This is a genomic window from Mycobacterium sp. SP-6446, from assembly GCF_001954045.1.
Classification (GTDB): Bacteria; Actinomycetota; Actinomycetes; order Mycobacteriales; family Mycobacteriaceae; genus Mycobacterium.
Window position 1 is genome coordinate 96,481 of sequence record NZ_MBEM01000140.1, and the last position, 12,106, is coordinate 108,586.

At 67.6% G+C, this 12,106-nt stretch carries 13 protein-coding genes and 1 pseudogene; 8 read left to right on the forward strand and 6 right to left on the reverse strand.

The window, feature by feature from the left end; genetic code table 11:
• Nucleotides 1–6 precede the first annotated feature (6 nt).
• Nucleotides 7–282 carry a hypothetical protein gene (locus tag A5736_RS13285; protein ID WP_139329437.1) on the reverse strand — a complete coding sequence of 92 codons (276 nt, stop codon included), beginning with the start codon at nt 280–282 and terminating at the stop codon, nt 7–9.
• A gap of 63 nt (nt 283–345) precedes the next feature.
• On the opposite strand from A5736_RS13285, the gene A5736_RS13290 reads away from it, so the two are divergent.
• Entirely contained in the window at nt 346–540 is a 195-nt protein-coding gene (locus tag A5736_RS13290) for an Rv1535 domain-containing protein (protein WP_076246693.1), read from the forward strand.
• Nucleotides 541–557: 17 nt separating this feature from the next.
• Here the strand turns inward: A5736_RS13290 and A5736_RS13295 are convergent, their stop codons facing one another.
• From A5736_RS13295 to A5736_RS13310, 4 genes and pseudogenes are all read right to left on the reverse strand, one after another.
• Entirely contained in the window at nt 558–998 is a 441-nt protein-coding gene (locus A5736_RS13295; RefSeq protein ID WP_076126706.1) for a hypothetical protein, read from the reverse strand.
• 83 nt (nt 999–1,081) lie between these two features.
• Nucleotides 1,082–1,881, reverse strand: a pseudogene (locus A5736_RS13300) (exodeoxyribonuclease III).
• A 71-nt stretch (nt 1,882–1,952) separates the two neighbouring features.
• Nucleotides 1,953–2,738, reverse strand: a complete 786-nt coding sequence (locus A5736_RS13305; protein WP_076246695.1) for a GNAT family N-acetyltransferase — start codon at nt 2,736–2,738, stop codon at nt 1,953–1,955.
• Nucleotides 2,738–3,331 carry a peptide deformylase gene (locus tag A5736_RS13310; RefSeq protein WP_076126710.1) on the reverse strand — a complete coding sequence of 198 codons (594 nt, stop codon included), beginning with the start codon at nt 3,329–3,331 and terminating at the stop codon, nt 2,738–2,740. The genes A5736_RS13305 and A5736_RS13310 overlap by 1 nt, the downstream gene beginning before the upstream one ends.
• Nucleotides 3,332–3,526: 195 nt before the next feature.
• Here A5736_RS13310 and A5736_RS13315 point away from each other — a divergent pair, with 195 nt between their 5' ends.
• Genes A5736_RS13315 through A5736_RS13340 form a run of 6 tightly spaced genes read left to right on the forward strand, consistent with a single transcriptional unit; the run spans nt 3,527 to nt 7,706 of the window.
• On the forward strand, nt 3,527–3,835 hold the full coding sequence (locus tag A5736_RS13315; RefSeq protein WP_046185798.1) for a DUF3263 domain-containing protein: 309 nt from the start codon (nt 3,527–3,529) through the stop codon (nt 3,833–3,835).
• 53 nt (nt 3,836–3,888) lie between these two features.
• Nucleotides 3,889–4,368 carry a LytR C-terminal domain-containing protein gene (locus tag A5736_RS13320; RefSeq protein WP_076126712.1) on the forward strand — a complete coding sequence of 160 codons (480 nt, stop codon included), beginning with the start codon at nt 3,889–3,891 and terminating at the stop codon, nt 4,366–4,368.
• A gap of 47 nt (nt 4,369–4,415) precedes the next feature.
• The gene (locus A5736_RS13325) at nt 4,416–5,120 is read left to right on the forward strand and encodes a superoxide dismutase family protein (RefSeq protein WP_076126714.1); all 705 of its coding nucleotides are present in this window, start codon (nt 4,416–4,418) and stop codon (nt 5,118–5,120) included.
• The gene (locus tag A5736_RS13330; protein WP_369805132.1) at nt 5,101–6,240 is read left to right on the forward strand and encodes a glutamate--cysteine ligase; all 1,140 of its coding nucleotides are present in this window, start codon (nt 5,101–5,103) and stop codon (nt 6,238–6,240) included. The genes A5736_RS13325 and A5736_RS13330 overlap by 20 nt, the downstream gene beginning before the upstream one ends.
• A 3-nt stretch (nt 6,241–6,243) precedes the next feature.
• The gene (locus tag A5736_RS13335) at nt 6,244–6,894 is read left to right on the forward strand and encodes an LON peptidase substrate-binding domain-containing protein (RefSeq protein ID WP_076126718.1); all 651 of its coding nucleotides are present in this window, start codon (nt 6,244–6,246) and stop codon (nt 6,892–6,894) included.
• The gene (locus A5736_RS13340) at nt 6,891–7,706 is read left to right on the forward strand and encodes an enoyl-CoA hydratase-related protein (RefSeq protein ID WP_076246697.1); all 816 of its coding nucleotides are present in this window, start codon (nt 6,891–6,893) and stop codon (nt 7,704–7,706) included. Before A5736_RS13335 ends, A5736_RS13340 begins: the two co-directional genes overlap by 4 nt.
• Nucleotides 7,707–7,741: 35 nt before the next feature.
• Here the strand turns inward: A5736_RS13340 and A5736_RS13345 are convergent, their stop codons facing one another.
• Complete coding sequence (locus A5736_RS13345; RefSeq protein ID WP_139333297.1) at nt 7,742–8,152, reverse strand: hypothetical protein; 411 nt, start codon at nt 8,150–8,152, stop codon at nt 7,742–7,744.
• 331 nt (nt 8,153–8,483) lie between these two features.
• Here A5736_RS13345 and A5736_RS13350 point away from each other — a divergent pair, with 331 nt between their 5' ends.
• Nucleotides 8,484–11,102, forward strand: a complete 2,619-nt coding sequence (locus A5736_RS13350; RefSeq protein ID WP_076246700.1) for an AAA family ATPase — start codon at nt 8,484–8,486, stop codon at nt 11,100–11,102.
• The last annotated feature ends 1,004 nt before the right edge of the window (nt 11,103–12,106 follow it).

A 12,106-nucleotide genomic window follows, 5' to 3' on the forward strand; every position in this document is an offset into this window, starting at 1 on the left:
GCGCGGCTAGGCCTCTTCCATCGCCTCGCCGAGCTCCTCGAGGACCTTGTTGTGGTGGTTGCTTGCCAAGAGGTGTCCGGCGGCGATGACCATGGCCACCGGCCAGTCGATGAGTTCGAACGCGGCCAGCGCGGCCAGACCCCCGTAGTACGCCATCTGCTCGGGCCGCGGAATCTCCAGCTGACCAAAAACCGGAAGATTCACGGCGAAGGTCTCGCCTTCGCGGATTTTCTGCACCGCCTCGCTCTGCGAGGTCCCTCTGCGAGCTTTCTTTTCGGCCATCATTTGCCTTTCCGTAACTAAGCATTTCCCGTTGAGCCGGGTCGGGTGGTCAACGTCGGAGATATGTCGACGACCGACGTCCTGGCCGATCCGATGACTTCGACGGTAGCTTCTGTGCTGACCGTGCCCGTGCGGCAGCTATATGCGCTGCTCTGGCGGGTGGGCGTCGTGGAGATTGTGGAGACCGACCGGATGACTCGCCGCGCCCCTGAGCCCACGCCCGCGGGCCGGGCGGGGCACAGCCGAGCGGTCGGCTGAGCCCGGTACTCACACATTCAGTTGGTGCTGCGCAATTGCGCCGTGCCCGCGCGGCGGCCCGTCGTCTTCTTGGCCGGCCGCTTGGCGGCGGCTTTCTGGGCCTTTTGCGGCGGCGGCTCCGTCGGAACCGGCTTGAGGGTCGCTTTCGCGGCCGTTGGCTGCGTCTCCGGTTTGCGGTTCAGCCGCTGCAGCAGCAGCGCGCCGCCACCGACCGCCAGCAGCACCGGCCACTCGACCAGGCCGGCGACACCGAGCGCACCGATGGCCAGCGCGGCCGCGGGGGTCGAATGACTGCCCGAATTGATTCCGCGCCTAATGCCTTCCGCGGCGCCGGTTACGCCGCCGACGATTCCGTTCACCGCCGCGCCGCCCACCGCTCCAGCGGTCGCCGTGGTGGCCGCTGCCGCACGATTCACCGTTTTGCCCACGCTGCGGACTGTTCCGCCAACGACACCCATAGCGACTCCCTGGCTTTAGATATCGCAAGCGTACGCCGGCTCTGGACTATTTCAACGCGAGCGAATGGTCGCACGGATTCGCCTCAGCGAATGTCGATCAGCACGGGCGCGTGATCGCTCGGCGCCTTGCCCTTGCGCTCCTCGCGGACGATCTGCGCATCGGTCACGCGGGCGGCCAGCGCCGGCGACGCGAGGATGAAGTCGATGCGCATGCCCCGGTTCTTCGGGAACCGCAACTGGGTGTAGTCCCAGTAGGTGTAGACCCCGGGGCCGGGCGTGAAAGGCCTTACCACGTCGGTGAATTGCGCGTCGACAATGGCGTTGAACGCGCGCCGCTCCGGCTCGGACACGTGTGTGGAGCCGACATAGAATTCGGTGCTCCATACGTCCTCGTCCGTCGGGGCGATGTTCCAGTCTCCGACCAGCGCGATCTGCGCGGTGGGATCGTCGTGCAGCCAGCCGGCGGCCGTATCACGGAGGCGGCAAGCCAATCCAGCTTGTAGGCGTAGTGCGGATCGCCCAGGGCGCGTCCGTTCGGCACGTACAGGCTCCACACCCGTACACCACCGCAGGTGGCACCGAGGGCGCGGGCTTCCGCCGCTACGGCCACCTCGGGCTTGCTACTCCAGCTGGGCTGGCCGTCGAAGCCGATCTGCATATCGTCCAGACCGACTCGGGACGCGATGGCCACACCGTTCCATTGGTTGAAGCCGACGTGTGCGACCTCGTAGCCGAGTTCGAAGAACGGCAGGGCGGGGAATTGACCATCGGCGCATTTGGTCTCCTGCATGGCCAGCACGTCGACGTCGGCGCGAGCAAGCCAGTCGACGACGCGGTCCAAGCGGGTGCGGATCGAATTCACGTTCCAGGTGGCGAGCCGCAGCCGCGGCGATCGCAATTGCGGCGAAGCCGGGCGCAGCGGGTCGCCGCCATCAAGCACGCCGTCGGGCATGGCTAGACCGTATCGATTCTTCGGCCCGGCATGTAGCGCCGGCGGTGGTGCAGCCGGAAGCCGAGCGCATCGGCGAGTGCGATGCCGTCGGTGTCGTCGTCGCCGACTTGCACGCAACCGCGGGTTGCGCCGCGACTCGCACCCCAGGCCAACAGCGCCTCGCCCGCTTGGCGTGCCGGTTCACCCGCCACGGAAAGGAACAGCCACCGGGTGCCGTCGGGTGCGTTGGTCACAGCGGCTCGCCAGCGCTCCCGTTGTATGACGCTCGGGTCCGGCTGTGACGCTGGCGTGACGCTCGACAAGTCGCACACCGAGACTCGCTCGGTGTGTGCGGCCGCGAGGCCGGGCGGCGGCCGCAGCAACCGGTCGGGGAAGGCTAACCAGGGTGTCAGGCCGCGCCGGTCGTACCAGTCGACGATCGCGGGGATGGTCGCGGTGTGAGCCGAAATATCCAGGGGCACAGCGGAATTAGCGCACAGGGTGGTATCGTCTCCGGCCCGCAGCAGCCAGCCGTCCAGCCAAGTGTGTTCGACCGCGGGGCAGGCCGCGGCGGCGGCGTGCTCGAGTGCCCGGATCGCCGACGCGCGCACCGGCGCGTCGGTCAGCACCCGCAGCGCCACCACGTCGGCGGGCGAGCACTCCACGACGGCGCCGGTTTTCGTCCGGACCCGCACCACCGGATCGACCGCCAGCAGATGCCCCACCGCATCGGTGAGTGGCGGGACCGAACCGGCGGGGCGTCGGTAGCGAACCGTCACCCGCGTTCCCAACTCGGGCCACGAGACCATCAGTGGCCGAACGGGTCCGGCCCCTCGCCGGGCAACCACGACAAACCCGGAACGCCCCAGCCGTGCGACTTCACCGCGCGCTTGGCGGCGCGGGCGTGCCGGCCGATGAGCCGGTCCAGATAGAGAAAGCCGTCCAGGTGCCCGGTCTCGTGCTGCAGCATGCGCGCGAACAGGCCGGTGCCCTCGATGACGACCGGGCTACCGTCGGCGTCGAGTCCGGTGACCCGCGCCCACTTCGCGCGGCCGGTGGGGAACGACTCGCCGGGAACCGACAAACACCCTTCGTCGTCGTCCCCCGGATCGGGCATGGTCTCGGGGATTTCGGAGGTTTCCAGGACGGGATTGACGACCACACCCCGGCGTCGATCCGTCATTCCGCGGTCCTCGGCGCAGTCGTAGACGAACAGCCGCAGTCCGTAGCCGATCTGGTTGGCGGCCAGCCCCACCCCGTGGGCGGCGTCCATCGTGTCGTACATGTCGGAGATCAAGCCGGCCAGATCCGCCGGCAGCGAACCATCGGCGGCCACCGCCACCGGTGTCGTCGGGGCGTGCAAGACCGGATCTCCCACGATGCGAATGGGTACGACTGCCATGGTCGGCTAGCTTAGGCGGGGTGGACAACGGCTTGGGGGACAGCCGGGCAATCTTGGCCAATCCGCCGACTCGCGGGTCTGGATTACGGATTGAGGGTTCGCGGCGTGGTTCAATATTCGCCGAAACATGCCCCTATGTAAGTCAAGTCATTCGCACAGTTTGAGAATCGCCGAGAAGGGTCCAGGGGAAGCGATATGGACAGCGCCATGGCGCGGGCAAATCGATCGGGGGACGACTCTGAAATCGCCGATGGGCTGACGCGCCGCGAACACGACATCCTCGCATTCGAACGCCAGTGGTGGAAATTTGCCGGGGTCAAGGAAGAAGCGATCAAAGAGCTGTTCTCGATGTCGGCGACGCGCTACTACCAGGTGCTCAACGCGCTGGTGGACCGGCCCGAGGCGCTGGCCGCCGACCCGATGCTCGTGAAGCGGTTGCGACGGCTGCGCGCCAGCCGCCAGAAGGCCCGCGCGGCGCGGCGCCTGGGCTTCGAGGTCACCTGACACCTGACGCGCCTTTGCAGGTTCCGGCCCGGTTCTAGCTACAGTGGGCTGCGATGAAAGAGCGCGTCCCCGACTCGACGGGGCTTCCCCTGCGGGCCATGGTGATGGTGCTGCTGTTCCTCGGCGTCATTTTCCTGCTGCTGGGCTGGCAGGCCCTGGGTAGCTCGGGAAACTCCGAGGACGACTCGGCGTCGCAGGTGTCCAGCGTGACCAGCAGCACGACCTCGACGACGGCCTCGACGACCGGTAAGCCCCCGGCGAACCAGGCCGAGGTGCGCGTGTACAACATCTCGTCCAGGGAGGGCGTCGCCGCGCACACCAAGGACCAGCTCACGGGTGCCGGCTTCAAGGTCACCGAGGTTGGGAACCTGTCGATCCCCGATGTCGCGGCCACCACGGTGTACTACACCGACGCCGACGACGAGCACGCCACCGCCGATGCCGTCGGCCAGAAGCTGAGCGCACCCGTCCAACCGCGCATCCCCGCACTCGCCAACCAACCGCCCGGGGTCATCGTGTTGGTGACGGGCTGACGTTCGCATCGCTGCAAATTCGGAGGTCGGCGGGCTAGGCTTCCGCTATGCCTAAGCACCGCAATGTCGCTGCCGCCGCCATATTCGCGATCGCGTTGGTAGGTGCGTGCTCGTCGCCCCAACACGCATCGACGACCCCGGGTACCCCGCCGGCGGTCTGGACTGGATCGCCCGCGCCGTCGGGAGGCTCGGGCGAGGAGGGGGCGCCGGCGGGCGCCGGCGCGGCGTCCGCATCGCAGCGCATGATCACCCATCTCAAGGCTCCGGACGGCGCCCAGGTGGCCACCGCGACGCTCGAGTTCGCCAACGGGTATGCCACCATCACGATCGCGACGACCGGTCCGGGTCAGCTCACGCCAGGATTCCACGGAGTGCACATCCACAAGGTGGGCAAGTGCGAACCCAATTCGGTCGCACCCACCGGCGGCGCGCCCGGCGACTTCTTGTCCGCCGGCGGGCACTTCCAGGTGCCCGGCCACGCGGCCGAGCCGGCCAGCGGTGACCTGACGTCGCTGCAGGTTCGCAAGGACGGTTCGGGGACGCTGATGACGACCACCGACGCGTTCACGATGGAAGACCTGTTGAACGGCGAGAAGACCGCGATCATCATTCACGCCGGCGCCGACAACTTCGGCAACATCCCACGCGATCGTTACAACCAGACCAACGGCACGCCGGGGCCCGACGCGACGACGATGAGCACCGGCGACGCCGGCAAGCGGGTAGCCTGCGGTGTCATCGGTGCCGGCTAACAAGACCCGCGCTCGCATCGATTTCAAGCGCTCACCGCGACCGACCATCGGCGTCGAGTGGGAGTTCGCGCTCGTCGACGCGCAGACCCGCGACTTGAGCAACGAGGCCACCGCCGTCATCGCCGAGATCGGCGAAAACCCGCGCGTGCACAAGGAATTGCTGCGCAACACCGTCGAGGTCGTCAGCGGTATCTGCGATTGCACCGGACAGGCGATCGAGGACCTGCGCGAAACGCTGGGGCCGGCCCGCCGGATCGTCCGCGACCGCGGCATGGAGCTGTTCTGCGCGGGCACCCACCCGTTCGCGCGCTGGTCCACCCAGAAGCTCACCGATGCGCCCCGCTATGCCGAGCTGATCAAGCGCACCCAGTGGTGGGGCCGGCAGATGCTGATCTGGGGTGTGCACGTGCACGTCGGAATCTCGTCGGCGCACAAGGTGATGCCGATCATGTCGTCGCTGCTGAAGTACTACCCCCACCTGCTCGCGTTGTCCGCCTCCTCACCGTGGTGGGGTGGCGAGGACACCGGATACGCCAGCAATCGCGCGATGATGTTTCAGCAGTTGCCGACCGCCGGGCTGCCGTTCCAATTCCAGACCTGGGCGGAGTTCGAGGGCTTCGTCTACGACCAGAAGAAGACCGGCATCATCGACCACATGGACGAAGTCCGTTGGGACATCAGGCCTTCGCCGCACCTGGGCACCCTCGAGGTGCGCGTCTGCGACGGCGTGTCCAACCTGCGCGAGCTGGGCGCGCTGGTGGCGTTGACGCACTGCCTGATTGTCGACCTGGACCGCCGGCTGGACGCCGACGAGTCGTTGCCGACCATGCCGCCCTGGCATGTGCAGGAGAACAAGTGGCGAGCCGCCCGCTACGGCCTGGACGCGATCATCATCCAGGACGCGGACAGCAACGAGCGCCTGGTCACCGAGGATCTGCTCGACGTGTTGAACCGGCTCGAGCCCGTCGCGAAGTCACTGCACTGCGCTGACGAATTGGCGGCGGTGGCCGACATCCCGCGAGTCGGCGCTTCGTACCAGCGGCAGCGGCGGGTCGCCGAAGAGCATGACGGCGATCTGCGCGCCGTTGTCGACGCGCTCGTGAGCGAGCTGGACAGCTGAGTCATGGTGGGCCTCGAAGCCGTTGAGATGGCGATGTTTCCGCTCGAATCGGCGGTGCTGCCCAACCAGGATCTGCCGCTGCGGATTTTCGAGCCCCGCTACGTCGCGCTTGTGCGCCACTGCGTCGAGGCCGGTGATCCCTTCGGCGTGGTGCTGATATCCCGCGGGCGCGAGGTCGGCGGCGGCGAGACGCGGTGTGATGTCGGCGTTTTGACCCGGATCACCGAATGCGTCGATCACGGGCTCGACCGATACTCGCTGCGCTGCCGTACCGGTGAGCGAATTCGGGTGCGCGAGTGGCTGACCGACGACCCCTACCCGCGGGCGACGGTCACGCTGTGGCCCGACGAGCCGGGGGATCCGGTGACCCGAGCGCAGCTGCACGACGTCGAAGAGCGGGTGATCGCGCTGTTCGAGCGGATCGCCGAAGCGCGCGGCGCGCAGCTGCCGGGGCGCGACGTGCTGTTGGGCTACGACGAAGCCGGCGCCGACGACCCCGGACCGCTCATGTTCGGGTTGGCATCCCGCCTTCCGATCGGCACCGCCGACCGTTACGCCGTGCTGTCCGCCCCGTCGGCCGCCGACCGGCTCGCCGCGCTGCGCGAGGCCGTGGACACCGTTGCCGAGATGGTGGAGTTCCAGCTATCCGAATGAATACCGATGTGACAGTTGAGATCAACGACGGCGTGGCGGTGCTCACGCTTAATCGTCCCGAACATCTCAACGCCTACACCGCCGACATGGGCTCGCTGTTGAGTCTGGCGTATCGGGATTGCGACGATGACGACGACGTCCGCGCCATCGTCGTCACCGGGGCGGGCGGCGCCTTTTGCGCCGGCGCGGACTTCTCGGGCAACGTATCGCCGTTCGACGCCGCGGCCGAGACTTTCTCGGCATCGCCGATCAACCCGGCGGCCTTCGAATTACGCAAGCCGGTGATCGCCGCGCTCAACGGCCACGCCATCGGCATCGGCCTGACCATCGCGCTGCAGGCCGACATCCGCATCGTCGCGATCGACGCGAAATACGGTGTGGTGCAGGTGCGCCGGGGCGTGATACCTGACTGCATGTCGCACTGGACGTTGGCGCATCTGACAACCCTGGGCGCGGCCGCGGAGATACTGCTGACCGGCCGCACCTTCACCGGGGCGGAGGCTGTCGCGCTCGGCGTCGCCAACGCGGCGTTGCCCGCCGAACGGGTGCTCGCCCATGCGATGGAAATGGCGCGCGACATCGCGATCAACGTCGCTCCGATGTCCGCGGCGCTGGCCAAGCGGCTGCTCTGGGACAGCGCAATCAACAACTACACCGCGCGAGAGGTCGCGTCGCTGGAAACGCAGCTGCACCACCGGGTGATGGGAACTCCCGACGCCCGCGAGGGAGTCTCCGCGTTCCTGGACCGTCGGCCGCCGCGGTTCAGCGCGCGGCTTTCGGCCGAATGGACGGATTTACCGGAGCCGGACTAGCCAAACTGGCCGAGTAGCTGGCTGCCGGCCGGGACCTAAGGCCCGTGCCCCGACCAGGTTTCCCAAGAGCGCCCGAAGACCTCGCTGCTCTGTGTGGTTGGGTCGAACCGTCGGCGGCGCACGATGCCCTTGACCGCGCTCACGCCGGCAGCGCAACCCAAGCCAAGGATGACAAGGGGTTCCCACCAAGTGTCCTTGATGACAAATTCACCGGTTCTGTGGACCTCGACGTCGTGACCGACGTCTGGAGACGAGGCACCGGTAATGATCACTGATCCCTTCGGCGCACCGCTTGCGTGCGCGGAACAGTTATTGATGGGTACGTTGACGCTATCCGCCCCGTTGTCCCAACAGTTGTCGACTGTCACTCGAGCGGGAACACCGAAGTGCCGATTCCATACCAGGAATGTCGCGATGGCGAACAACGCGAGCGAAGCGACGAACAAGCCCATGATGGTGAGGAGTCGGGGACGATCGCTACTTCGGCTGGGCCGCATCACGGTGATCCTCCCACCCCCCGGACAGTTTCGTTGACGATGTGCCGGCTCCCTCCCGTTGATCTGCAGGTGGCAGAACGGCACGCGTCCGGGCGGTGTCGCGGCTACAGTGAGATCCGCATCATGTCCGGATGTGCGGTTGCTGTAGCCGCGGCGGTCCGCCCGGGGCGCGTGTGATTAGTGTGCTCCGGCGGGAGGCGCGGTTGATGGGCACGTTGGCCCATTTTTGGCACCCAGCACAGACGGCACCGTGGGTCTTGTCGGAACGAGGCGGGCATCGGTGGACGGGTTGCTGGAGCGCTCGGCGGTGCTCGCCGAGCTCGGCGATGTGGCGCGGCAGGTCGCCCGCGGCGGTGCGGGGCGGCTGATTTTGGTGCGGGGTGAGGCCGGGGTCGGAAAGACCGCGGTGCTGAATCACTTTGGGGCCGGGCTGGATTCCTCGATGCGGGTGCTACGGGGCTGGTGTGATCCGCTGGTCGCGCCGCGCCCGTTGGGACCGCTGATTGACGCGTTGGCCGGGGTGGGCCCCGCCGCGGCTGGCGCGCTGGACGCGGCGATCCAATCCGGAGACACCGGCGCGCTCTACCGGCGGCTGCTGGGAGTGTTGCGCGACGGGCACAGCTGGGTGTGGGTGATCGAAGACGCCCATTGGGCGGACGGCGCCACCCTGGATCTGCTGCGCTTCCTGGCCCGGCGCACCGAGTCGCTGCCCCTGCTGCTGGTGGTGTCCTACCGCGACGATGAACTTGACCGACACCACCCGCTGTCGGTTGCCCTGGGGGATGTGGCCACCTGCGCTGCGGTGCGCCGCATCGCACTCGAGCCGCTGAGCCGCCATGCGGTGGCACAGCTGGCCACCGGCACCGGGGTCAACGCCGAGCGGCTACACGAACTCACCGGGGGTAACCCGTTTTTCGTCACCGAGGTGCTGGCCGCCGGCCCGGCGGCGCTGACCCGGCAGGGCTTGCCGCGCAGCATTGCCGAAGCGGTGCGCGGCCGGCTGGCCCGCCTGTCGCCGGCCGCGCGCGAGACCGCTGCTGCGGTAGCGGTCTGCGGCCCACGCGCCGCTGTCGCCCTGGTGGAAAAGGTTTGCCCCGCGGCCGGCATCGGACTGGCCGAATGCCTCGACGCCGGAGTGCTGGTCGAAGGGCACGACGTCATCGACTTCCGCCACGAACTGGCCCGCCGCGCCACCGCCGACCACATCGCCAACTACCAGCGTCGGGTGTTGCATAAACGGGCACTGGCGGTGCTGGCTGAGCCGCCAATCGATCCGGATACCTTGTCGGCGTTGGCGTTTCACGCCGAACAGGCCAGCGATACTGACGCCGTCATCCGGTATGGGCCCGCGGCCGCCGAACGGGCGTCAGTACTTGGCGCGAACCGGGAAGCCGCCGAGCTATACGAGCTCACGCTGCGCCACGCCGATAGCGTCAACGTCGAACAAAAGGTGCGCTGGATTGAGCAGCACGCGTTGGCCTGCTATCTGTGCGGGCTCGCCGAGGCAGCGGTGTCATCGTGGCGCGAGGCGATCCGCTTACGTCTCGCGCAGGGTGATCCGCTCGGCCAAAGCGAGAATCTGCGCTGGCTGTCCCATGAGTTATGGGGCATGGGCCGGGTCAGCGAGGCCTTCGATGCTGCACGAGCCGCGTTAGAACTGGTGCAAGACGCCGGGCCGAGTCCGCAGCTGGGCTGGGCGCTGGTCAACTTGGCAGAGTTCGGGGGCTGGGGTTTCGACTCGGCCGCCGTTGACTACGCCGGCCGAGCCATCGCCTTAGGAACCCGCATCGCTGATAACGCTCTGGTTATCCGGGCCCGCGCCGCAGCCGCGACGGCTCAGATCCTCACCGACGACACCGGTTGGGAGCAGCTGGAAGCGGCGTGGCGTGACGCGATGGCCACCGAAACCCGCGGCGAACATGCCGGACTGCTGGCGACTCTGGTTTGCTGTCTGGCGGCGTTGCACTACGACATCGATCGCGCCGATCGCTACATCACCGACTCGCTGGCCTTCTGCCGCGACCATAACGTGTTCACCTTCGAGGCCTTGGTCGTCGGGGGCGATGCGGTGGCGCGGCTGCATCGCGGCGACTGGGACCACGCCCGCACAGCTGCCGAAGACCTCCTCACCCGGCCGGGCTTGGCCGCAGTGAACCGGATTCTGCCGCAGCTCATCCTCGCCCTGCTACATGCTCGGCGCGGCCAGCACTCCGCCGTCACGCTGCTTGATGACGCGCTCGCCGGGGCCGAAACGGACCACCTTCGGTTCTTCTCGGTGTGGGCAGCGCGTGCCGAGGCGGCCTGGCTGGCCGGCGACGACGACACCTGCCGCAGCGAAGCCCACGAAGGGCTGGCGGCCACGGATGCCAACACCGACCCCTGGCTGGTCGGCGCGCTGCGCCGCTGGCTGTATCTGGTCGGCGACCGACCCGCGGCCTCCAGCGGCGACCCATGCACACCGTTCGAGCTAGAGGTCCGCGGCGAGTGGCAGGCCGCCGTGGAGGAATGGCTGCGCCGGGGCTGCCCCTACGAGGCGGCCATCGCCCAACTCGGCGGCGATATCGCCGCCGTGCAATCGGCACTGGCGACCTTTGACCGCCTCGGCGCCCGGGCCACGGCACGGCGCGCCCAGCAACGACTCACTGAGTTGCGTGGTCGCACCCGCCGCAGCCGTCGCGCCGACATCCTCGCCGACCCCGACGGACTAACCCGCCGCGAAAGAGAAATACTGACCCTGATCGCCGCGGGTCACAGTAACGCCGAGATCGCTACCGAACTGACCATCAGCAGCAGGACCGTTGCCCACCATGTCGCGGCGATCCTGGCCAAACTTGGCGTCGACAACCGCATCCAAGCCGCCGCCCATGCTCTGCAGCGCCCGACCATATCAGGGCTCTGACACGACGTCTCGCGCCAAAAATGGGCCCAATTGCCCATCAACCGCGCCCTCTCGCCGACGCACACTACACACAGGCGCACCGTGGCGGGCCGCCCGGACACGTCGTGTCTGCCAACGAGAACCCCGCCGGAGACGAGGAGCCGGCACATGGTCGATCACGTGGCCCGACCGGCTGGCCTGCCGATCGCGGCCGCAGCGGCCACCACCGCATAAACCGGAACTGTGATCACCTTGGCCAGCGTGGCGAACCTGGTTGCTGCCCTGGCGAATTGAGTACGGGGTCCGGGAACGGATGACGAAGGAAAACAGCATGAACACCAAGCACACCCCGAAGAAGTTCATCGCGGGGACACTGCTGTCAGGCAGCGTCGCCGTGGTCCTTTTAGGCGTGGGAGCCGCTACCGCCCGAGCCGACGCATATCCGCGTGCGGTGTGCAACGGTATGGCTTGCAGCTACGTATGGTGTCCGGGCATGCCACTGCCGCAGCCGAATCATGGGGCTCCAGATTGGGACATGAACGTCTGCCACCACTTTATGATCGGCAAGATCGCTCCGGATTCCCCGCCGTGGGTTACTAATGGGGGACAGAATCGCCAAGTTAGCCCGATGCTAATCGAGGGCGATCCAGGTCCTTGCCCCGGTTGTGTGAGCTAAGCCGCCGCAGGGCATCGGAAGTGCTTTGCCGGGATTCCCGCGTAGTACCCCGGTTCGATCCTCGTCTTCGTTGTGGAGGGAAGTCGGATCGGCCGGTTAGTCGGGAGATGCCGTATTAAGCGGCCCTGACCGATCCGGACCGCCACTCGCCGCTATCTCGTCGGGCAGAAGGCATCGTTCTGAGAGACCCCACGGTGCCCGCTGTTTCGGGTGCCAAAAAATGGGCCCAATTGCCCATCAACCGCGCCCAGCCGCCGGCGCACACTTTAACTACACGCGCCCCGGCCCCGCCGCCGGGACGCGTCCGTTCTGCCAACCGCAGACCCCACCGGAGACAAGGAGTCGGCAC

Excerpts from the sequence above, each read along its gene's own strand:
- A5736_RS13295 (WP_076126706.1), bottom strand. The coding sequence starts at position 998 with ATGGGTGTCGTTGGCGGAACAGTCCGCAGCGTGGGCAAAACGGTGAAT.
- A5736_RS13290 (WP_076246693.1), top strand. The coding sequence starts at position 346 with ATGTCGACGACCGACGTCCTGGCCGATCCGATGACTTCGACGGTAGCT.
- A5736_RS13305 (WP_076246695.1), bottom strand. The coding sequence starts at position 2,738 with ATGGTCTCGTGGCCCGAGTTGGGAACGCGGGTGACGGTTCGCTACCGA.
- A5736_RS13325 (WP_076126714.1), top strand. The coding sequence starts at position 4,416 with ATGCCTAAGCACCGCAATGTCGCTGCCGCCGCCATATTCGCGATCGCG.
- A5736_RS13335 (WP_076126718.1), top strand. The coding sequence starts at position 6,244 with ATGGTGGGCCTCGAAGCCGTTGAGATGGCGATGTTTCCGCTCGAATCG.
- A5736_RS13340 (WP_076246697.1), top strand. The coding sequence starts at position 6,891 with ATGAATACCGATGTGACAGTTGAGATCAACGACGGCGTGGCGGTGCTC.
- A5736_RS13285 (WP_139329437.1), bottom strand. The coding sequence starts at position 282 with ATGGCCGAAAAGAAAGCTCGCAGAGGGACCTCGCAGAGCGAGGCGGTG.
- A5736_RS13315 (WP_046185798.1), top strand. The coding sequence starts at position 3,527 with ATGGACAGCGCCATGGCGCGGGCAAATCGATCGGGGGACGACTCTGAA.
- A5736_RS13320 (WP_076126712.1), top strand. The coding sequence starts at position 3,889 with ATGAAAGAGCGCGTCCCCGACTCGACGGGGCTTCCCCTGCGGGCCATG.
- A5736_RS13310 (WP_076126710.1), bottom strand. The coding sequence starts at position 3,331 with ATGGCAGTCGTACCCATTCGCATCGTGGGAGATCCGGTCTTGCACGCC.